The 20,997-nt window shown below is 66.9% G+C and carries 15 protein-coding genes; 6 read left to right on the top strand and 9 right to left on the bottom strand.

The window, feature by feature from the left end:
* The first annotated feature begins 160 nt into the window (after positions 1-160).
* A complete protein-coding gene (locus NEF64_RS12380) occupies positions 161-727 on the top strand; it encodes a hypothetical protein (RefSeq protein ID WP_056407568.1) in 567 nt (188 codons plus the stop codon).
* Positions 728-902: 175 nt separating this feature from the next.
* Here the strand turns inward: NEF64_RS12380 and NEF64_RS12375 are convergent, their stop codons facing one another.
* Positions 903-1,673 carry an SGNH/GDSL hydrolase family protein gene (locus tag NEF64_RS12375; protein WP_235516484.1) on the bottom strand — a complete coding sequence of 257 codons (771 nt, stop codon included), beginning with the start codon at positions 1,671-1,673 and terminating at the stop codon, positions 903-905.
* Positions 1,674-1,879: 206 nt separating this feature from the next.
* Between NEF64_RS12375 and NEF64_RS12370 the strand changes: the two genes are divergently transcribed.
* The 4 genes from NEF64_RS12370 (at position 1,880) to NEF64_RS12355 (ending at position 11,139) form a co-directional block, all read left to right on the top strand.
* Positions 1,880-4,090 (top strand): beta propeller repeat protein, encoded by a 2,211-nt coding sequence (locus NEF64_RS12370; RefSeq protein WP_056408639.1) that lies wholly within the window; start codon positions 1,880-1,882, stop codon positions 4,088-4,090.
* Between the two features lie 10 nt (positions 4,091-4,100).
* Entirely contained in the window at positions 4,101-5,723 is a 1,623-nt protein-coding gene (locus NEF64_RS12365; protein ID WP_056408642.1) for a DUF5597 domain-containing protein, read from the top strand.
* A 52-nt stretch (positions 5,724-5,775) separates the two neighbouring features.
* Complete coding sequence (locus NEF64_RS12360) at positions 5,776-8,664, top strand: glycoside hydrolase family 31 protein (protein WP_056407569.1); 2,889 nt, start codon at positions 5,776-5,778, stop codon at positions 8,662-8,664.
* A 165-nt stretch (positions 8,665-8,829) separates the two neighbouring features.
* Entirely contained in the window at positions 8,830-11,139 is a 2,310-nt protein-coding gene (locus NEF64_RS12355; RefSeq protein ID WP_252574946.1) for a glycoside hydrolase family 3 C-terminal domain-containing protein, read from the top strand.
* Here NEF64_RS12355 and NEF64_RS12350 read toward each other — a convergent pair.
* Both NEF64_RS12350 and NEF64_RS12345 read right to left on the bottom strand, forming a co-directional pair.
* Complete coding sequence (locus tag NEF64_RS12350) at positions 11,093-12,301, bottom strand: MFS transporter (protein ID WP_252573790.1); 1,209 nt, start codon at positions 12,299-12,301, stop codon at positions 11,093-11,095. The genes NEF64_RS12355 and NEF64_RS12350 overlap by 47 nt on opposite strands.
* Before the next feature lie 27 nt (positions 12,302-12,328).
* Positions 12,329-13,363 carry an aldo/keto reductase gene (locus tag NEF64_RS12345; protein WP_056407573.1) on the bottom strand — a complete coding sequence of 345 codons (1,035 nt, stop codon included), beginning with the start codon at positions 13,361-13,363 and terminating at the stop codon, positions 12,329-12,331.
* Between the two features lie 119 nt (positions 13,364-13,482).
* Between NEF64_RS12345 and NEF64_RS12340 the strand changes: the two genes are divergently transcribed.
* Positions 13,483-14,373, top strand: a complete 891-nt coding sequence (locus NEF64_RS12340; RefSeq protein WP_156360455.1) for a LysR family transcriptional regulator — start codon at positions 13,483-13,485, stop codon at positions 14,371-14,373.
* Positions 14,374-14,399: 26 nt separating this feature from the next.
* On the opposite strand, the gene NEF64_RS12335 is transcribed toward NEF64_RS12340, so the two are convergent.
* Genes NEF64_RS12335 through NEF64_RS12310 form a run of 6 tightly spaced genes read right to left on the bottom strand, consistent with a single transcriptional unit; the run spans position 14,400 to position 20,973 of the window.
* Positions 14,400-15,932, bottom strand: a complete 1,533-nt coding sequence (locus NEF64_RS12335) for an MFS transporter (protein ID WP_199849001.1) — start codon at positions 15,930-15,932, stop codon at positions 14,400-14,402.
* Positions 15,929-17,368, bottom strand: a complete 1,440-nt coding sequence (locus tag NEF64_RS12330; protein ID WP_056407576.1) for an efflux transporter outer membrane subunit — start codon at positions 17,366-17,368, stop codon at positions 15,929-15,931. The genes NEF64_RS12335 and NEF64_RS12330 overlap by 4 nt, the downstream gene beginning before the upstream one ends.
* The gene (locus tag NEF64_RS12325; RefSeq protein WP_056407578.1) at positions 17,368-18,270 is read right to left on the bottom strand and encodes an efflux RND transporter periplasmic adaptor subunit; all 903 of its coding nucleotides are present in this window, start codon (positions 18,268-18,270) and stop codon (positions 17,368-17,370) included. Before NEF64_RS12325 ends, NEF64_RS12330 begins: the two co-directional genes overlap by 1 nt.
* Positions 18,267-18,473: a DUF1656 domain-containing protein gene (locus tag NEF64_RS12320; protein WP_056407580.1), complete on the bottom strand. Its 207-nt coding sequence runs from the start codon at positions 18,471-18,473 to the stop codon at positions 18,267-18,269. Before NEF64_RS12320 ends, NEF64_RS12325 begins: the two co-directional genes overlap by 4 nt.
* Positions 18,470-20,524, bottom strand: coding sequence for an FUSC family protein (locus tag NEF64_RS12315; RefSeq protein ID WP_056407581.1), 2,055 nt, complete (start codon positions 20,522-20,524; stop codon positions 18,470-18,472). The genes NEF64_RS12320 and NEF64_RS12315 overlap by 4 nt, the downstream gene beginning before the upstream one ends.
* Positions 20,521-20,973 carry a MarR family winged helix-turn-helix transcriptional regulator gene (locus NEF64_RS12310; RefSeq protein ID WP_056407583.1) on the bottom strand — a complete coding sequence of 151 codons (453 nt, stop codon included), beginning with the start codon at positions 20,971-20,973 and terminating at the stop codon, positions 20,521-20,523. The genes NEF64_RS12315 and NEF64_RS12310 overlap by 4 nt, the downstream gene beginning before the upstream one ends.
* Positions 20,974-20,997 lie beyond the last annotated feature (24 nt).

Here is a 20,997-nt window from a genome sequence, read left to right as displayed (position 1 = left end):
GCCGTATGAGGCGGAACGGGGGCGGCTGGGGGGCAACTGGCTCGAAGGATATAGATTGTTGGTGCGAACTTCCTAACTTAAGTCTACGAAAGCTACCATCAACGGCGTCCCGTTGGCTGAGAGACGCTGGAGTGCTCCCGCTTATCTGGGGGAGTGACCAATGTTCCGTTTCGATCTGGAGCCTGCGATACCGCTTCTGACGGTCATCCAGAAAGGCGTTTGGACAGCCGCGACGGTGGCGACGTTTGAGCCGGCATTTCGGCAAGAGCTGAAACGGCTTCTGGTCTCGGGGCGGCCGACATCGCTGATTATCGAAATCAGAGCCACGGTGCCCAGGGATCTTCTTGTCACCGAGGCGCTGCGCGCAATGGTTGCGCGACTTGGACATCTCAACGCGGATAGAACCGCCGTGGTGTCGTCGTTGGGATTTGCAGATCTGCAAGCCGGGCGCATTTCCGACCCAAATACACGGATTTTTACGTCGATCGTCCAGGCAAGGGATTGGGTGACGAACAAACCCGCGGAAAACCCAGGTATGACGTCAGGCAATGAGCCGAGTGATGCTAGCCCAAAAGGGTCTGTCGTCCATGTACGCGGCCCTGCAGACGTGGACTTTGTGCTTACCCCAGCCGCCGCGCTCGAAACGGCTAGGCGTATCAGCGATGCAGCGGTGGAAGTGCTTCTCGAAACCGCGAGCGCGACGGCTCAGCGCGTCATTCCGATGTAAGCAGTTCCAAAGCCCGGACGCCTGATTTGGTGCCAGCACTGGAGTGGCGCTGAGGATGGAAAGCCTCTGCATCGCATCATTTGCTAGATCATGACACGCGCACTTGGCCGGCCTGAGGTTCGCCGCGGTGAACCTCAGGCCGGGTTGCGTGCGCTGGGACCGGAAATTCGGAATGTCACCTGCCGAGCGCTTTGGCGATCGCCGCGGTCGCGAGGGGGCGCATGACGGCATAGCCCTGCGGGGTCGGGTGGACGCCGTCGGTTGCGTAGCCGGGCTTCATCGCCCCCGCCGGCGTCGAAAGTGCGGCGTGATAATCGACATAGGTGAAGCCATTGGCTTTGGCATAGCCGCGTAGCCAGTCGTTGAGCGCGGCGATCTGCGGGACCGGGCGTTTGTCGGGGCTCCAGGGAAAGGCGGCGGCGGGGGGAACCGAGGCGAGGATCACCTTGATCCCGTGCGCGCGCGCGAGTTCGGCCATGCTCCGGATATTGCCTTCGACCGTCTCGATCGTTGCGGCGCCGGTGTTGCCGGCGATGTCGTTGGTGCCGGCCATGATGTGGACTGCCCGCGGTTTGAGCGCGATGACATCGCTGCGAAACCGGACGAGCATCTGCGGGGTCGTCTGCCCGCTGATCCCGCGATCGACCACGCCGTTCGAAAACAATGCCGCGTCGGCATGGATCCAGTTGTCGGTGATCGAATCGCCCATGAACACGACGCGGACCGTCTCGCCGGCGAGCGCGCGATTATCCGCCGCGTAACGGCACAGCTGGCCAAAATCGCGGGTCAACATATGCCGTTTCCATGTTGCCCAGCCGGCTGCATCGGCCGGTGCCGGATGCTGCGGGCAGGGGTCGGCGACGATACCCACCGGATCGCTGGCATAGGGCGTGTCTGCGTCACTCGTCTGCGCGGCGACGGTGATTGGCAACACACCAAGTATCATTGGCAAGAGCCAGTGTTTCATCGCCATGCGGTGGATCCTTTCCTGTGTCCTACGTCGCCCTCGACCGGCGCAATTATATAATTACCGCAAATTATCATACAAACCTTGTTACCGCTATCGGATCAGGCAATACAGCGGCGCTACGCGACCGGAGCTTATCGGTTGCGAGGCTAGAGGGGACGGGACTGGTGGGGAAGAGGGTGGTCTTGACGAGCGCGATCGCGTTGCTCGCCCTGTCGGCGCATCCCCGTCCCGCAGCGTCGCACGCCGAGGTTTCTCCGGCTCGCGCGCCCTATGCGTGGCGCAACGTCCGGGTCGGTGGCGGCGGCTTCGCGCCCGGCATCATCTTCAGCACCGTCGAGCGTGGGCTCGCCTATCTGCGTACCGACATGGGCGGAGCCTATCGCTGGGACGCGGCCGCGCGTGCCTGGCTGCCGTTGCAGGACGGCAATGCCGTCAGCAGCTATATGGGGATCGAAAGCATTGCCGCGGATCCGGTCGATGCGGATATCGTGTATCTCGCGGCGGGCATGTCGGCGCGTGGCGAAGCGGGGATCTGGCGATCGGACGACCGTGGCGCGCGGTGGCGGATCACGCCGGTACCGTTTGCGATGGGCGGCAACGAGGATGGCCGCGGCCTTGGCGAGCGGCTTGCGATCGACCCGCATCACCCGGCGACGCTGATGTTCGGGTCACGCCATGACGGCCTTTGGCGAAGCGACGATTCGGGTGCGCATTGGCGAAAGGTCGACAGCTTTCTGGTTGGGGGGCTCGGCAAACCGGTCCAGCCCCGCGCAACGCATGGCGGGCTGAGTTTCGTCCTGTTCGATCGTGCGCATCGCGGGCGGATCTTCGTCGGCCGGGCGGACCCGGGCGCGCATCTGTTCCGGTCCGATGACGGTGGTGGGTCGTGGCGCCAGGTATCGGGCGGACCCGATGAGAGCATGCGTGCCGTGAAGGCCGTACTTGGTACGGACGGTGTCGTAACGATGACCTGTTCGAACGGAATCGGGCCAAATGGAATCACCCGAGGCGGCGTCTGGCGGTACGATCCAGCGATCAATGTCTGGACCGACGTGACCCCCGACAAGCGCCCGGATGCGCCGGCGGGAGGCTATATGGGCGTGGCGGTGTCGGCGCAGGATCCGCGCGTCATCGCCGTCAGTACCGTCAATCGCTATCGCCCCGTCGACACCGTGTGGCGATCGAGCGACGCGGGCGCACATTGGGACCAGCTCTACCAGCGCAGCACCCGCGATGTGACGCAGACTCCGTTCCTCGCGTTCGACGGCCCGGCGGATTTCGGGCACTGGATCGCCGGGCTTGCGATCGATCCGTTCGACCCGGACCACGCCGCTTATGTGACCGGCGCGACGCTGTACGAGACACGCGCTTTCGACCGACCCGGTGCCATGCCGTGGAAGCCCTGGACACGGGGTATCGAGCAGACCGCGATCATCACGCTGATCAGCCCGACGGGGGGCGCACCGTTGATCTCGGGGTTCGGCGATATTGCGGGGTTCCGTCACGACGATCTGACGGTTTCACCGCCCAACAGCCACCGTAACCCCTATCTGACCAACACGAACACGCTCGATTATGCGGGACTGGCGCCGGCGGTGGTCGTCCGCAGTGGCAGCAGCCATAGTCGCGAGGTCGCTGGCGCGAGCCTGGCCTGGTCGCCGGATGGGGCCCGGAGCTGGCAACCGCTCGTCACGCCGGGCAGGGGCGCGTCCGAACGGACCGGCGATGCGCCGATCATCGTGTCGGCAGACGGTGCGGCGTTTATCGTCGAGACGGAACAGCCAGTCCTGACGCGCGATCGCGGGCAGACCTGGGTCCGGATCCAGGGTCTTCCGGCGGGGCTGCGGCCGGTCGCCGACAAGGTCGATCCATCCCGCTTCTACGTCGTCGACACGCTGAACAACCGCGTCTTGCGCAGCACGGACGGCGGCGCGCATTTCCTGCCGGTCGCTGCACAGGGCCTCCCCGCCGACCTTTCGATGGCGCAGGGCCGCAACCGGGAGGCGCAGAGCCCGCTGCTCGCGACGCCGGGCACGGCGGGCCTGCTGTGGCTCAACCTCGGCGGCGACCTGTATCGCTCGGACGATGGAGGCACGCGGTGGACGCGGGTCGGGGCAGGGTTGCGCGTCGCGCAATTCGGTCTGGGCAAGGCGGCAGCCGGCGCCCGCTGGCCGGCACTCTACGCGATCGGTCGACAGGTCGGACAGGATGCGGTGTGGCGATCGATCGACGGCGCGACGACGTGGCAGCGGATCAACGACGACCGGCATCAATGGGGACTGCGCTTCCGCGTGATCAGCGGCGATCCGCGGATCTTTGGCCGCGTCTATATCGGCACCGACGGCCGCGGCGTCGTCTATGGCGATCCGGTCGCCCGGAACAAGAAGAGCTGAGGGGATGACGATGAAACGACAGGCTTTGCTGCTTGCGTGGACGATGTCCGCGCTGGTGACCGCCGCACATGCGCAACAGGCGACGCCGGTGCCGCATGTCGAGACGAAGAACGGCCGACATGCGCTGATCGTCGACGGCGCGCCCTTCCTGATGCTCGGAGCGCAGGTCAACAATTCGAGCAACTACGCCTCCGCGCTGCCGAAGGTCTGGCCGATGCTCGAGCGGATCCATGCGAACACCGTCGAGGTCCCCGTTGCCTGGCAACAGATCGAACCGATCGAGGGGCAGTTCGATTTCTCGTTCGTCCAGACGCTGCTCGATGAGGCGCGCACGCATGACAGGCGCGTCGTCCTGCTCTGGTTCGGAACGTGGAAGAACACCGCGCCGGGGTACACGCCCGACTGGGTCAAGCTCGACAATCGCCGCTTTCCCCGGATGAAGGACAAGGCGGGGCAGGATCATTCCGTCCATACGCCGCTCGCCCGGTCGACGCTCGAGGCCGACAAGCGCGCCTTTGTACGCCTGATCGGTTATCTCAAGGAGCATGATCCGCAGAATACGGTCATCCTCGTCCAGCCCGAAAACGAGGTTGGCAGCTACCGCGTCCCGCGCGACTATAGCCCGGCGGCGGACGCGCTGTTCGCGAAGCCCGTGCCCGCGGCGCTGACGCGCAAGCTCGGCAAGCCCGCCGGAAGCTGGACCGCGCTGTTCGGCGCGCAGGCCGACCGTGCCTTCAACACCTGGTACACGGCACGATATGTCGACGAGATCGCCGCGGCGGGCAAGGCCGTCAAGCCGATCCCAATGTACGTCAACGCATCGCTCGCCGGACCATCCAACGTGCCCGATCCGACCGGCGTCGCCAGTGGCGGGCCGCAGCAGGACGTGCTCGACATCTGGAAGGCGGCAGCGCCGTCGATCGATTTCGCCGCGCCAGACATCTATGACCGTGCGAGCGAGAACGTCGCGCAATATCTCGATAAATATGCGCGGGCCGACAATGCGCTGATGGTCCCCGAAATCGGCAATGCCCGCGAATTCGCGCGCTATCTGTACGGTGCGCTGGGTCGTGGCGCGATCGGCTACGCGCCGTTCGGGATGGATGATACCGGCTACGTCAACTATCCGCTCGGCGCCCGGTCTCTGGACGAGGCGACGCTCGATGCGATCGCCAAGCCCTATGCCCTGTTCGCCGGCATGGCGCGCGAGTGGGCGAAGATCGCGTTCGAGCGTCCGACCTGGGGCGTCTTCAAACCCGACGACAATACGCCCCGGTCGACCGTGATGGGCGACTGGACGATCGCTGCGACCTGGGGCGAATGGCAGTTCGGTCAGAAGGACTGGACCTGGATCAAGACCGAGCCCGCGCCATGGGGCAACGAGCCCGTTGGCGGCGCGGCGATCGCGCACTTGTCCGCCAATGTCTTCCTGGTCGCCGGCGACCATGTCCGTCTAAACTTCGGCGCGCGACCGGGGGGGCCTGCAAACGGCCTCGTCCTGCGCGTCGAGGAGGGGCATTTTCGGGACGGTGTCTGGGTGCGCGACCGGATCTGGAACGGCGATCAGACCGACTACGGGATCAACCTGATCGAGCCCGTGCTGCTTCGCGTCACGATGGGCGCATATCGCTGAAACATTACCGATCGACGCGCCGCTGGCGGCGTCGGCACTGCTGGAGAGTAAAATGACCAAGCCATTCCTGACCCTGTTGCTGGCGAGCAGCGCGATCGCCTCCGCGCACGCCGCTGCACCCGGCGGGTACGAGAAGATCGACGGCGGCGTTGCCGTGACCCCCGCAAGCGGCGCGACCGCGCGCGTCGAGGTCACGGTGCACGGCGACGGGATCATCCACGTCGTCGCAGCCCCGGCGAGTTCGATCGGCGCGACCCGCACCACGAGCCTGATGGTGCCAAGCCCCCCAAAGGCTGGCGCGTATACGGTGACGGAGCGGGCAGGGCATATCCTCATCAAGACGGCGCGGGATACGGCGGACGTCGACCTCGCGACCGGGCATGTCCGGTTCCTCGACGCCACCGGCAAGACGGTGCTCGACGAGGCCAATACGCGCCGCTTCCTGCCGAAGACGGTCGACGGACGGCAATATGTCACGGCGTCGCAGCAGTTCAACCGCGGTACCAGCGAGGCCTTTTACGGGCTCGGCCAGCATCAGAACGCGCAGATGGATTATAACGGCGAGGACGTCGAACTCGCGCAGCACAACATGGACATCGCCGTCCCCTTTCTGGTTTCGACCGGCAAGTACGGCATCCTGTGGGACAATGACGGGATCACCCGGTTCGGCAATCCCAAGCCGTATGACCTGGTCGGCGCGGGAACCGACACGGGCCTGCGCGTGACGAGCAACGGCAAGCCGGGCTTCACCGCGAACTATTATCTCGACGGCAAGCTGGCGGTGACGCGCCAGGAAGCCACGATCAACTATCAGTATATCAAGGATCAGGCGAACTGGCCCGAGGCGGCCAAAGCCCGCACGGTGGCGGCAACCGGCGGCCAGAACACGGCCGGCAATGCGGCCCAGACGCAGCGGGTCGTATGGACCGGCCGCGTGACGCCCGACCAGACGGGCAATCACAAATTCCAGCTCTATGGCTCGAGCTATTTCAAGGTGTTCGTCGACGGGCGCGAGGTGCTCAACCGCTGGCGGCAGAACTGGAATCCCTGGTACGCCAATTTCGACCTGCCGATGACCAGGGGCAAGGCGGCGGAGATCCGCATCGAATGGGATCCGAACGCTGGATATATCGCGCTGCTCCACAATGATCCGCTGCCCCAGGCCGATCGCCACTCGGCCTGGTTCACCAGCGACGTCGCGCGGTCGGTCAATTATTGGTACGTGCCCGGCAGCGATATGGACGACGTGATTGCGGGCTATCGCAAGCTGACCGGCAAGGCCGTCATGATGCCCAAATGGGCCTATGGCTTCTGGCAGTCGCGCCAGCGCTACAACACGCAGGACGAGGTCGTCGACGTGGTCCGCAGGTATCGCGACCTCCGCATCCCGCTCGACAACATCGTCCAGGACTGGTTCTATTGGCCCGAAAACGCCTGGGGCAGCCATCAGTTCGACAAGACGCGCTTCCCGGAGCCGCAGAAGATGGTCGACCAGCTCCACGATTTGAACGCGAACTTCATGATCTCCGTCTGGCCGAAATTCTATCCGACCACGGACAATTACAAGGAGCTGGCGGCCAAGGGTTTCACCTATGACGGCAATCTGAAGATGGCGAACAAGGACTGGGTCGGGCCCGGCTATGCCAATACCGACTATGATCCCTATGCGCCCGAGGCGCGGACGATCTTCTGGCGGCAGATGCGCGACAGCCTCGCCAAGTTCGGCATCGATGCCTGGTGGCTCGATGCGTCGGAGCCGGACATCCATTCGAACCTGTCCATCCCCGAGCGGATCGCGGCGATGGGGCCGACCGCGCGCGGGCCGGCGGAGGAATACTTCAACAGCTTCCCGCTGGTTCATGTCGGCGCGGTTTATGACGGCTGGCGCCAGTACAAGCCCGATGTCCGGCCGTTCATCCTGACCCGTTCGGGCTTTGGCGGATTGCAGCGCGAGGGGGCCGCAATCTGGTCGGGCGATGTCGCCAGCCGCTGGTATGACCTGCGCGCGCAGGTGTCCGCCGGCGTCAATGCGTCGATGTCCGGCATCCCCAATTGGACCCACGACATCGGCGGCTTCGCGCTCGAGGATCGCTATGCGAGCAAGACGCCGAAGCCGGCCGATCTCGACGAGTGGCGCGAGCTCAACCTGCGCTGGTTCCAGTTCGGTGCGTTCAGCCCGTTGTTCCGCAGCCATGGCGAGAGCCCGTACCGCGAGATTTACGAGATTGCGCCCGAGGGCACGCCGATGCGCGCCTCGATGCTCTGGTATGATCAGCTGCGCTATCGTCTGATGCCGTATATCTACACGCTCGCCGCCGAGACGTGGTTCAAGGACGGCAGCATCATGCGGGGAATGGTGATGGATTATCCCGACGACGTGAAGGCGCGCCGGATCAACGACCAGTATATGTTCGGCCATGCGTTCCTGGTCGCGCCGGTCACCGACTACAAGGCACGCTCGCGGTTGGTGTATCTGCCCGGCGCCGCGACGCTCTGGTACGATTTCCAGTCCGGCCAGACGTATCGCGGCGGCCAGACGATCACAGCGCCCGCGCTCTATACGCGCATGCCGCTGTTCGTGAAGGCGGGGGCGATCGTGCCGATGGGGCCTGTCCGCCAGCATGTCGATGACCTGCCCGACGCACCCGTGACGGTGACCGTCTATACCGGCGCCAGCGGGCAGTTCAGCCTGTACGAGGATGACGGTCGCAGCGAGCAATATCGCGGCGGTGCGTTTGCGCGCATTCCGATGCGGTATGACGATGCAGCGGGCACGCTGTCGCTCGGTGCGCGCGAGGGCAAGGGCTTCAAGGGCATGGCGACGTCCCGCACGATCAACGTGCGCTGGATCACGCCCGGCAAGCCCGTGACCGACGCCGATACCGCCGATGCAACGGTGACCTATGCGGGCAAGGCGATCACGGTGCAGCGCCCGCGTTGATGGACGCCCGAGGGGGCACGGACACGAAATCCCTTCGGGCCTGAACAGTCGCGGCGGACATCTGGACGCCGCGACGAATGCCGGGCTAGATCGGGCGAAACGAGACGAGGCGGGACAGCATGCGCTGCCCGTCTCGAGACGGCATGTAGAGAGAGAAATGTGATGATGACGCGCGGTACCCGATCGCTCCTGAACGTCTTGCTGCGCAGCGCGGTGCTAGTCGGTGTAATCGGGGTTTCGCCCGCGCTGGCGCAAACGACGAACAACGCGCCCGCGGCGGCGGCGGCGAAGACCGATGCGCCGGTCGCGCGGCCGTGGATGGATACGAGTCTCGATCCGTCCGTCCGCGCCGATCTCATCCTCAAGGAGATGACGCTCGACGAGAAGCTGCAGCTGACCTTCGGCTATTTTTCGACCGATGCCGCCTGGCTCAAGACGCCGACCAAGAACTGGGAATTTCCGAAGGACGGCTTGCCGGGATCCGCGGGGATCGTTCCGGGCATCGCGCGGCTGGGTATCCCGAGCCAGTGGCAGACCGATGCGGGGGTCGGTGTCGCCAGCCAGCGCAGCGCAACCCCGCGGCTGCGGACGTCGTTGCCATCGGGAATATTGACCGCGGCGACGTGGAACCCGGCGCTCGCCGAAGCCGGTGGCGCGATGATCGGCAACGAGGCGTTCCTGTCGGGCTTCAACGTGCAACTGGCGGGCGGCATGAACCTGCTGCGCGAACCCCGTAACGGCCGCAATTTCGAATATGGCGGCGAGGACCCGCTGCTCGCGGGCGTCATGACGGGGCATGCGATCAAGGGAATCCAGTCCGAGCATGTCGTCTCGACGATGAAGCATTACGCGTTCAACGGGCAGGAAACCAACCGCTTCACGATCGATCACCGCATCGGCGAACAGGCGGCGCGCCAGTCGGATCTGCTGGCGTTCCAGATCGCCAACGAGATCGGTCAGCCGGGTTCGGTGATGTGCTCGTACAACCGCGTCAACGGTCACTATGCGTGCGAGAACGACTGGCTGCTGAACACGGTCCTGAAGAAGGACTGGGGCTTCAAGGGCTATGTGATGTCGGACTGGGGAGCTGCCCATTCGACGACGGAAGCCGCCAATGCCGGGCTCGACCAGCAATCGGGCTGGGCGTTCGATCGGTCGCCATATTTCTCCGAAGCGCTGCGCGAAGCGGTGAATAACGGCCATGTCAGCACGACGCGCGCGGACGACATGGCCCGACGCGTGCTGTGGGGGATGTTCTCGGTGGGCGCATTCGACGCGCCGGTCCGCGGCGATCGCGCGGCGACGATCGACTATGCCGCACACGCGGCGGTCACGCGCAGCGATGCCGAGGAGGGCATCGTCCTACTGAAGAACGACGCCAATCTGCTGCCCCTAGCGAAAACGGCGAAGTCGATCCTGCTCATCGGTGCGCATGCCGATGTCGGCGTGTTGTCGGGCGGCGGATCGTCGCAGGTCTATTCTCACAACGCGCCGACCAGCGGCCTGATCGTGCCGGACGAGTTCAACAAGGGCTTTCCCGGCCCCAAGACCTATCACGCATCGTCGCCCATGACCGCGCTGCAGGCCCGCACCGGCGCCCGCGTCACCTATCTCGACGGCAAGGATCCGCGCGCGGCGGCGACGGCGGCGCGCAAGGCCGATATCGTGATCGTCTTTGGCGAACAGTGGACGGGGGAGTCGATCGACGTCCCCGACCTGGCGTTGCCCGATGCGCAGAATGCGCTGATCGACACGGTCGCGCGCGCCAACCGCAAGACCGTTGTGGTGCTCGAGACGGGCGGGCCGGTCGTCATGCCGTGGCTGTCGAAGGTCGGCGCGGTGATCGAGGCCTGGTATCCGGGCACGGCGGGCGGCGAGGCGATCGCGCGCATCCTGACCGGCGAAATCAATCCGTCGGGTCGCCTTCCCGCGACCTTCCCCGCGTCGCTGTCGCAACTGCCGCGCCCGGTTCTGGAAGGCGACCCGAAGCTCGACCGTGACGCGCATCCGATGGGCAATTACGACATCGAAGGCGCCGCCATCGGCTACAAGTGGTTCGACAAGACCGGCCGCAAGCCGCTGTTCCCGTTCGGCTACGGCCTGTCCTATACCCGGTTCGCGCTCGACGGTCTGAAGGCCGAAACAAGGGGGAAGGGCATCGTCGCGACGTTCGCGGTCCGCAACACCGGGTCGGTCGCGGGCAAGACCGTCGCCCAGGTCTATGTCGCGGCGCCGGGCTGGGAAGCGCCCAAGCGGCTCGGCGCGTTCCAGAAGGTCGATCTGGCACCGGGGGCGAGCCAGTCGGTGGCGACGATGATTGACCCGCGCCTGCTTGCGACCTTCGATACGGCAACCGCGACGTGGAAGATCGCGGAGGGCGACTATCAGGTCATGCTGGCCGACTCGGCGGCGAGCATCGCGCAGACGGTCACCGTGCATCTGCCGGCGCAGACGCTCGACAGCCGGGGGAAATAGCGGACGGCGCGGGGGCTGTCGCGCGGCGGCGGACGCTGATCAGGACCGCGACCAGTCCCAGCGCCGACGCCCCGGCACCCGCAAGCGCGACCATCGGATAGCCGAGGCCTGCCGCGATGACGCCGCCGCCAACCGCCGCGCCGATCGCGTTGCCCAGGTTGAACGCACCGATGTTCATCGCCGAGGCGAGGTTCGGCGCGTCGGCGGCGGCGTGCATGACGCGGACCTGAAGCGGGGGGACGAGCGCGAAGCTGGCGACACCCCACAGGAAGATGAGGATCGCGGTCGGCACCTTGAACGGCATCAGCACGGCGAAGGCGACCAGGATCGCGGTCAGCAGCGCAAGCGTCACGATCAGCGTCCGGTCGACCGAGCGATCGGCGAACCGCCCGCCGAGCCAGTTGCCGACCGTCAGGCCGACGCCGTAGGTCACCAGCATCGCGGTGACATAGCCGAGCGACGCCTGCGTCACCTCGCGCAGGATCGGCGTGATATAGGTGAAGACGGTGAACATCGCGCTGGCGCCGACGACCGTCAGGCCAAGCGCACCCAGCACGGGCCCGCGCGTGAGGACGCGCAGTTCGGCCTTCGGGTCCGTGCCGGTCGGCGCGGGCAGCACGGGAAGCGTCAGCCGCAGCGCCGCCATCGTCGCTAAGCCCAGCACCGAAATACCCCAGAACGACGCGCGCCAGCCGAGGTGATCGCCCGCCCATGTCGCGAGCGGAACGCCGACGACATTGGCGATGGTCAGCCCCATGAACATCGCCGCGACCGCGCCGGCCCGGCGTTCGGGCGGGACAAGGCTGGCGGCGGCGATCGCCCCGACCCCAAAGAACGCGCCGTGGTTGAACGACGTCAGGATCCGCGCGGCCATCAGCATGCCGTACCCCGTCGACATTGCGGCGAGCAGGTTGCCGATCGTGAAGATGCCCGCGAGCTTGATCAGCAGCGTCCGGCGCGGCACGCGCCCGGTCGTCAGTGTCATCAGCGGTGCGCCGATGACCACGCCCAGCGCATAGGCACTGATGAGCAGGCCCGCGGTCGGGATCGAAACGCCAAGATCGCCGGCGATGACGGGGAGCAGGCCCATGGGGGCGAATTCGGTCACGCCGATGCCGAACGCGCCGACGGACAGGGCCAGAAGCCCGGGGTTCAATTTCATCGCTGTATTCCTGATGACGTGGGCGGGTCAGACCATCGCCGGGTTCAGCCGGGCGAAACCCTCCTGCTGACGATAGGGGGTGTGCGGATAGGGCGGCAGAACCGCGCTGGCGGCATCGAGCGCGGCGACCTGTTCGACCGACAAGGCCCAGCCGACCGCACCGATATTGTCGCGCAGCTGCGCCTCGGTACGTGCGCCGATGATGACCGACGCGACGGTCGGCCGACGGAGCAGCCAGTTGATCGCGATCTGCGGCACTCTCTTGCCCGTTTCGGCCGCGATCACCTCGAGTGCATCGACCACGCGGTAGAGCAGCTCGGCGTCGACGGGCGGCGCGAATTGCTCCGTGTCGTGAAGCCGGCTGCCAGCGGGCACCGGTCGATCCCGGCCGATCTTGCCCGTCAGCCTGCCCCAGCCGAGCGGGCTCCAGACGAGCGCGCCGATGCCCTGGTCGGCACCGACCGGCATGAGGTCTGCTTCGTACGCACGACCGACGAGCGAATAATAGACCTGATGCGCGACGAGCCGGGACCAGCCATGGCGGTCGGCCAAGTTCTGCGCCTTCATCACCTGCCACCCGGGATAATTGGATATCCCGGCATAACGAACCTTGCCCGCCGCGATCAGCTGGTCGAGCGTCGCCATCACTTCCTCGGTCGGGGTCGATGCGTCGAAGGCGTGAAGCTGCAACAGGTCGATATGGTCGGTGCCGAGACGTTGCAGCGACTCCTCGACCGCACGGATCAGCCGGGCGCGCGACGTGCCCCAGTCCTGTGGCCCGTCCCCCATCGGCAGGCCGGTCTTGGTCGAGATCAGCACCTGATCACGCCGCCCCTTGATGGCGCTGCCGAGCACCGTCTCGGACGCGCCGTGCGAATAGACATCGGCGGTGTCGAACAGGGTGATCCCGGCATCGATGCACAGGTCGACCAGTCGTCGGGCTTCGACGGCGTCGCTGCATCCCCAGGCGCCGAACAGCGGACCCGTTCCGCCAAAGGTGCCGGTTCCGAAGCTCAATGCCGGCACCCGCAGGCCCGACGATCCCAATTGGCGATAGTCCATATCTTGATCCCGATCGCGGTGTACCCGGCTGCGATTTAGACGCATAGATAGGTCGAAGTGCACGGGCCGATTAGGCTGTATCGCCACGAAGGACCTTTGACTTGAACGCACAGACGGGAATGGGGGCGGATCGGGCCCGCGCGCTTGAGGTCTTCGCCGTGGTCATGCGCGAGGGAAGCTTCTCGGGGGCGGGACGCGTGCTCGGACTGACGCCGTCCGCGGTGGCGCGGGCGATCGACCGGATCGAGGCCCGGCTCGGCGTCCGGCTGCTCCTGCGGTCGACCCGTGCGCTGACCCCGACGGCCGAGGGGCAGGCCTATCTTCAGACGGCGCGCCGGATCCTCGCCGACCTCGACGATGCAGAGCAGCAGATCGCCGATCAGGGCGCGCCCCGGGGACGGCTGCGGATCAGTGCCGCGCTGTCGCATGGGCGGTTGTGCGTCGTCCCGCTGCTCGGCGATTTTGCCGAGGCCTATCCGCATATCCTCGTCGATATCGCATTGACCGACACGATCGTCGACGTCGCGGCGGGGCAGGCGGACGTCGCGATCCGCTTCGGTCCGCCGGTCGACAGCCTGTTGACCGCCCGGAAGCTCGGCGAGAGCCGGCGGGTGATCGTCGCGGCACCCGACTATCTGGCGCGGCGTGGTACCCCGACCAAGCCCGAGGACTTGCACCGGCACAACTGCCTGAATTTCAACTTTCGTCGGGTCGAACCCGTCTGGCCGTTCCGTGTCGATGAAGTAGACATGGCGCTCGTCGTGACCGGCAATATCGAAGCCAATAACGGCGAAACATTGGGGCAGCTGGCCGCCGCGGGCGTCGGGATCGCGCGCGTCGGTGCGTTCAGCGTCGTCGACGATATCGCCGCGGGCCGTCTCGTCCCGCTCTTCGAGGCGTATAATCCGGGCGACGTCGAACACATCCACGCGCTCTTCGTCGGCGGTAGCAACACGCCGGCGCGTGTCCGGGTGTTCGTCGACTTTCTCGCGGAACGCCTCCGGGGCTGATCGCCGCGCCGGTGTGCCGGGAGGGGTTATCGACCCGCGGCCATCCCGGGTCGCGCAGGCACTTGGCGGTGTCCGCTGAGATCGGATCCGGCATCGACGGCAAAACGGCGGTTCCAGATCGTGGCGGCCGCCGACACCGCCGTCACGACGAGGAATGCGAGGGTGAAATCGGCGAGCACCGGGCGTGTCGTGCCCGATCCGAGCATGCCGACATGCAACGCGGCCGCGCCGACGCAGATGCCGAGCGAGAGCATGAGCTGCTGGAACGTTGCGTAGAAACTGGTCGCGCTGCTCATCCGTGACGATGGAATCTCGTCATAGGCGATCGTGTTGTAGGCGGAGAACTGGAACGACATGAAAAAGCCCGAGAGCATCAGGACGCCAAAGATGACGGGGATGGGCCAGTCGGGGCGGAACAGCCCGCACACCGCGTAGCCGCCGCTCGAACACAGGCCGCCGACGATCAGGCTGTTGCGGAATCCGAACCGTCGCAGCACGCGGGGGGCGAGGCTCTTCATCATCAGCGAACCGATCGCCCCGGCAATCGTGATCGCACCGCTTGCCGCCGCGGTCATGCCGAACCCGAGCTGGAGCATCATCGGCAACAGGAACGGTTGCGCGCCTTGCGTGATCCGCGTCAGCGATCCGCCGATCACCGACAGGCGGAAGGTCGGGATCCGCATCAGCGACAGGTCGAGGATCGGATCGCTGCGGCGTCTGGCGTGGCGGATATAGGCGACGCCTGCGACCAGGCCGATTGCAATGAGCCCGATGGCCTGCGTTAATTCGCCCGTGCGGCTGGTCATCTCGAACCCGAACAACAGGCAGCCGAGCGACACGCCTGACAGGATGAAGCCGGGGACATCGAACCGTGCCGGCCGATCCTCGCGCACATCACCGATATAGCGGGTGACGAGCACCACGCCGACCATGCCGATCGGGATGTTGAGGTAGAAGATCCAGCGCCAGTCCAGATAGGTGACGATCGCGCCACCGACCGGCGGCCCGAGGATCGGACCGATCAGCGCGGGCATGATCAGCCACGACATGGCCTGCACCATGTCTTCCTTGGCCACGCTGCGAAGCAGGACGAGACGCCCGATCGGGATCATCATCGCACCGCCCAGACCCTGCAGGAACCGCGCGCCCATCATGAAACCCAGGCTGGTCGCCTGACCGCACAGGATCGAACCGCCGACGAAGATCAGGATCGCGGCCCGGAACACGGTGCGCGATCCGAACCGGTCGGCAAGCCGCCCGCTCGCCGGGATGAAGATCGCCAGCGCCAGCAGATAGGAGGTAAGTGCCGATCCCATGCTCGTCGCGGGCACGCCGAAATCGCGCGCCATGGTCGGCAACGCCGTCGCGAGCACGGTGGAATCCATCTGCTCCATGAACAGCGCACAGGCGATGATCAGCGCGGTGACACGGTAGTTGCTCGGCGTGTGCGGTTGCTCGCCGGCGTCGCGCGGGACCCGGGCGATCGTGTCGGCGGCCGGGACGATGCCGTCGCGGACTTCGCTGTTGATCGCGGCGAGCCCGCGCCGGCGAAGTCTCATGCCTGCCACCCGCCGCCCAAGGCCCTGAAGACGTCGACCTGACGATCGATCAACAACGCGTCGGACGCGGCGAGGTTGGCCTGGGCCGTGGTCAGGGCCGCCTGCGCGGTCAGCAGCGACAGGAAATCGGTTCGGCCAAAGCGATAAAGCGTGCCCGCCTGGCCGGCGGCGGTCGCAGCGCTCGCCTGCGCCCGCGACAGCGCGGCGTTGCGGTCGCCTTCACGCGCATAGGCGGACAGCGCGGTCTCGGTCTCGCGCAAGGCCTCCAGCGTCGTCGAGTTGAACTGCGCCAGTGCCTGATCCGCCGCAGCGCCGGCCTGCGCTATCCGTGCACGGACGACCGGGCGGTTCGGAAAGCTCCAGCTGATGAGCGGGCCGAGCCCCAGGTGAAACGCGCTAGTGGATCCGAGCGTCGAGACCGGCCCTGTGAACCCGGCGGATCCCCCCAGGCTGACCTGCGGATACAGGTCAGCGGTGGCGACGCCGATCCGCGCGGTCGCTGCGGCCAGTGCGCGTTCGGCCTGACGGATATCGGGCCGGCGGCGGATCAGCGCGGCGCCGTCGCCGATCGGCAGTGGCCGGGTGAGTGCGGGGGGCTTTGCGCAGGTCGCGATCTCGGCGGGATAGGCGGCGGGGGCGCGCCCCATCAGCGTCGCCAGCCGGTAGAGCGCGGCGGTGCGCGTCGCGACCTGTGACGGGATCAACGCCTCGCTCTGATCGACCGCAGTCCTTGCGCGCGTGACGTCGAACGCCGTGCCGCGCCCGCCGCGCTGCAAGCGGCGCGTGACGTCGAGCGTCTGGCGTTGCAGGGCCAGGACGCGACTGTTCGCGGCGAGCACCATGTTTGCCGTGCACACCGCGGCATAGCTGCGCGCGGTTTCGGCAGCGACGGTCACGCGGACGTCGTCGCGCGCGGCGGCAACCGCCTGCGCATCGCCCTGCGCGGCTTCGATCGCGCGCCGAATGCGCCCCGACAGGTCGAGCGGGTAGGCGAGGGTGATGCCGAGATTGGCGTCAAGCGTTCCGGGCAGGTTGCCGCGGCTCGCATAGGGCCGGTCGATCGACGTACCGCCGCCGATCGTGGTCGACAGCGTCCGCCCGGCGGCAACCTCCGCAACGACCGCGTCGGCGCGGCGGAGATTGGCATCGGCCGCGCGCAGATCGGTGTTCGCCGCCAGCGCCTCGGCGACGAACGCGTCGAGCCGAGGATCGCCATAGAGCTGCCACCAGCGATCGGGGAGGGGGGCATCGACGAACGCGGCCTCGTGACCGCTGTCGAACGCGCCTTGCGCGGCTGGCATCGCGGCGACGGCGTGGTCGGGGCGCGCATAGTCCGGGCCGGCGGTGGTGCAGGCGGCGAGGCCGAGCGCGAGGATACTCGCGGCGAGACCGCGGAGGGTGGGGGAACGGCTGATCGGCGAGAAACGCGTGCTCATCACGCCGGCGCTCCCGACTGAAGTTTGGGTTCCACCGTCACCGTCGCCGTCCGCCCGACGATAAGCGGGACACCCTTCGGCACCTGCACCAGCTTCACGCGCACCGGGATGCGCTGTGCGAGGCGGACCCAGTTGAACGTCGGGTTCACATTGGGCAGCAGGTTGGTCGTGTTCGTCCGTTCGCTGTCATTGATGCCCGCCGCGATGCTATCGACGCGGCCGTGCAACGCCTGCGCTTCGCCCATCAAATGCACGGTCACCGGGTCGCCGAGATGGATGCTGCCGAGCTTGGTTTCCTCGAAATACCCCTCGACGCGAAGCGAGTCCGTGTCGATCAGCGCCATCGCTTGTGCACCCGCCGCGATATAGTCGCCGGGGTGCAGGTCGAGATTTGTGACGATGCCGTGCACGGTCGCCCGCACCGTCGTCCGCGCGAGGTTCAGCGCCGCGGTCGATCGCGCGCTCCGGGCCTGCGCGAGCGTCGCCGAGGCGGTGGCGACGCGCGCGACATTCTGTTCGTGCGTTTCCTTGGCGACCAGGTCGCCCAGTGCGAGGTCGCGCTGTGCCTCGCGCCGCGCCTGCAGCAGCGTCGCGCGCGCGCTCGCGATCGAGGCGTCAGATTGCGCAAGCGTCAGTTCGAATCGCGGACGATCGACCACGAACAGCACGTCGCCGGGCTTGACCGTCTGGTTGTCCCGCACCGCGACGCGCGTGACGAGACCCGCGACATCGGGCGTGACGCGAACGATGTCCGCCCGGATATGCCCGTCGCGCGTCCACGGATCGCTCTCATAGCGCTTCCACAGCCACAGCGCGACAACCACCGCGAGCGCGACGATGACCAAGGTGACGGCGGAACGGCCGAGCGGGGCCAGCAGGGACTTGAGACGGGGCGAGGTCATGAGGAGGGTCCGGTGAGCAGGGCAAGCAGCCCGAGGATGAGGATGAACAGCGCCAGGTCGACCAGCGGACGATAGGTCACCGCGCGGTACACCCCGGCAAAGGCGAGCAGGCGGGTGGCGACGCCCGTGAGCACGACCGCGGCGACCGCAAGCAGGAGGAGGGTCGGCAGATAGACACCGCCGATCGAGATCTCGCCGGTCATGCAGGCATCTCCGGCGAGCCCGTATAGGCGGGGGCCGAGGGAAAGAGGTTGCGGCGCAACGAGGTGAGCGCGAGCACGCTGGTGCGGTGGCGCTCGGGCATGCTCGACGCGAAGCCGGTCAACGCGCGGTCGATCCCCGCGAGCAGATCGGGTTCGGGGGGCGCCGGCTGGTTGGGGCGTAGTGCGCGGTAATGCGTGCCGACCCCGCGCAGCACCGGCGTGATCATCGCTGCCTCGTCGACCGGACCGTCGATGCTGAGCTGGCGGAGTTCGCCGACCGCCACACCGACGCGCAGGTCGGTCAGCGCATCGAGCAGCGGCTTGCCGGGATCCTCGCCCTGCAGCGCCAGCCGCGGTGCGAGCAGGCCGATCCGGTCGAGCATCCGCGCGATCCAGCCCGCCGTATCGGGCCGGCCGGTCGAATCCGCGCGCGTCGCCAGTTCGCGCCAGCCGGCACGGAGCAACCGCCGCGCGCTGGTCTGCGCGCCGATCGTCTGGAACAGGCCGACCGTGACGACCGCGAACAACGTCCCGATCAATTGCGCGATCGCGCCGTTCATAAACTGGTCGAACCCGCCGCCGAACCGGTCGTTCAGCCCGACCGTGTTGAGTCCGCCGAGCAATGCGCCCAGCGTCACGAGCAAGGTTGCCGGCCGCGCGAGGAACATTCCTCCGATCAGCATTGGCGGGGCGAGCACCGCGGCCAGCGTCACGAAGTCCGTCACGCGCGGCAGGATCGCAAACGCATAGACGGCCGACACGACCAGGCCGAGGATCGTGCCATAGAAGAATGCCTTGATCGCCGGCGCCGGGTTGTCGCTGTTGCCGAACAAGGCGCAGCACACCCCCGCGATCAGCACCGCGCCCGCACCGTCGGTCCATGCGGTTCCGATCCAGAAGGCGCAGCCCAGCAGGATCGTCATCACCGTGCCCGCGGCCGCCCGTAGCGCGATGCCGCGATCGCGGTGTAGCGGTCTGCGGGCGGAGCGTGCGAGCAGTCGCGCGACGGCGGGGGTGACGGGCGCGCGCGACGGCGATCGCATCTGATCGCGCAAGTCGCGCACGTTGCGATGCGCGTCGACCAGTTCCCCGAGCCGCGCCACTAGGCTCAGCCGCAACGCGTCACGCCAGATCAGCGCGCTGCCGGGCGCGGGTTCGAGCGCGCAGGCCCGGGCGATCAGCTCATCGGCGTGCGCGCCGCGCTCCGATGCGGAAGAGGGATCGCGCAGCCATTCGCGAACGTCCTCGATCAGCGCGAGCGCCTCGGGGCGCGGCATGTCGGCGCCCCGCTTGAGTTCGATGATCCGGTCGTCGATCGCACTCGCCAGCGGCAACAGCATCGACAGCTCCGCCTGGAGTGCGCGCAACGTCCGGACGCGCGGGAGCAACCGGGCGGTGTCGAACGGCAAGTGAATGGAAAGCTGGTGCAACTCGTTGATATCGAGCGCCAGCCGCCGCCGGTCCCGGTCGAGCGCGGCATCGTTTTCCCCCGCAAGCGAATCGCGCGACCAGCGTTCCGCATCGGCAAGGATCGCGTCGATCCGGCCGAGCAGCACGGCGGTGACGGTCTGCGGGAAGACGAGGCCGTGGATCAGACTGCCGCACAGGATACCGATCGTGATCTCCTGCACCCGCAGCGCAGCGATGGTGAAGACCGCGCCCGGCGCCGCAACCGACGGAAACCCGATGATGCTGGCGGTATAGCCCGCGAGCAGGAACACATAGGCCCGCGGCGTCCGGTCGAGCAGCGAGATGTAGAGGCACAGCCCGAGCCACAGCGCGAGGCCGAGCGACAGGAGTTCGGGCGCGTTGACGAGGTTCGGCACGAGCACGACCGCGGCAATCGCGCCAAGCACGGTCCCCGCGACCCGGAACACCGCCTTCGACAACACCGCGCCGGCCAGTGGCTGCGCGACGATATAGGACGTCGTCACCGCCCAATAGGGCCGCGTCAGACCGATCCGCAGCGCGATGTAATAAGCGAGGATCGCGGCGACGAAGCATTTGACCGAGAAGAGCGCCTCCTTCCCCCCGAAACGCGACAGCGTCATCGTCCGCGATCTGCCACAAACCGCGCGCCGAGCCGTTCCGCAACACGTAGCGCGGTGGCCAGATCGTCGTCCGGCACGCCCTCGAGCATCGCATGGCGCAGCGTCGCGAACTTCGCCTCGATCGTGGTGACGAGCCGCCGCCCGTGTGGCGTCAGGCGGATCCGGCTGACCCGCGCATCGGCGGGATCGCGGTGGCGCTCGACAAGCCCGGCGGCGGTCATCTGGTCGATCGAGCGCACCAGCGATGCCTGTGTCACGTCGAGTTCACAGGCGAGATCGATCTGCCGCACATCGTCGCCCAGCCGCCCGACCTGAACAAGCGCCCAGCCGGTCGATGCCGACACCCCCATGTCACGGAGCGCATGGTCGGCCGCCTGCCGCCAGCTGCGCGCGAGCGGCAGGAGGGTGCGAGCGTAGGAGGATTCGAGCTTAGCGCGGGGGGAAGTCATTAGCGTGCTAAGTAATCACATCAG

The organism is Sphingomonas aerolata (genome assembly GCF_023935825.1).
In the GTDB taxonomy this organism is placed as follows: Bacteria; Pseudomonadota; Alphaproteobacteria; order Sphingomonadales; family Sphingomonadaceae; genus Sphingomonas; species Sphingomonas aerolata.
The sequence above is the reverse complement of the archived record's forward strand: the minus strand, read 5'-3'. Positions and strand labels throughout refer to the sequence as shown.

Excerpts from the sequence above, each read along its gene's own strand:
- NEF64_RS12360 (WP_056407569.1), top strand. The coding sequence starts at position 5,776 with ATGACCAAGCCATTCCTGACCCTGTTGCTGGCGAGCAGCGCGATCGCC.
- NEF64_RS12345 (WP_056407573.1), bottom strand. The coding sequence starts at position 13,363 with ATGGACTATCGCCAATTGGGATCGTCGGGCCTGCGGGTGCCGGCATTG.
- NEF64_RS12320 (WP_056407580.1), bottom strand. The coding sequence starts at position 18,473 with ATGACCGGCGAGATCTCGATCGGCGGTGTCTATCTGCCGACCCTCCTC.
- NEF64_RS12350 (WP_252573790.1), bottom strand. The coding sequence starts at position 12,301 with ATGAAATTGAACCCCGGGCTTCTGGCCCTGTCCGTCGGCGCGTTCGGC.
- NEF64_RS12330 (WP_056407576.1), bottom strand. The coding sequence starts at position 17,368 with ATGAGCACGCGTTTCTCGCCGATCAGCCGTTCCCCCACCCTCCGCGGT.
- NEF64_RS12380 (WP_056407568.1), top strand. The coding sequence starts at position 161 with ATGTTCCGTTTCGATCTGGAGCCTGCGATACCGCTTCTGACGGTCATC.
- NEF64_RS12355 (WP_252574946.1), top strand. The coding sequence starts at position 8,830 with ATGACGCGCGGTACCCGATCGCTCCTGAACGTCTTGCTGCGCAGCGCG.
- NEF64_RS12335 (WP_199849001.1), bottom strand. The coding sequence starts at position 15,932 with ATGAGACTTCGCCGGCGCGGGCTCGCCGCGATCAACAGCGAAGTCCGC.
- NEF64_RS12310 (WP_056407583.1), bottom strand. The coding sequence starts at position 20,973 with ATGACTTCCCCCCGCGCTAAGCTCGAATCCTCCTACGCTCGCACCCTC.
- NEF64_RS12315 (WP_056407581.1), bottom strand. The coding sequence starts at position 20,524 with ATGACGCTGTCGCGTTTCGGGGGGAAGGAGGCGCTCTTCTCGGTCAAA.
- NEF64_RS12340 (WP_156360455.1), top strand. The coding sequence starts at position 13,483 with ATGGGGGCGGATCGGGCCCGCGCGCTTGAGGTCTTCGCCGTGGTCATG.
- NEF64_RS12375 (WP_235516484.1), bottom strand. The coding sequence starts at position 1,673 with ATGATACTTGGTGTGTTGCCAATCACCGTCGCCGCGCAGACGAGTGAC.
- NEF64_RS12365 (WP_056408642.1), top strand. The coding sequence starts at position 4,101 with ATGAAACGACAGGCTTTGCTGCTTGCGTGGACGATGTCCGCGCTGGTG.
- NEF64_RS12325 (WP_056407578.1), bottom strand. The coding sequence starts at position 18,270 with ATGACCTCGCCCCGTCTCAAGTCCCTGCTGGCCCCGCTCGGCCGTTCC.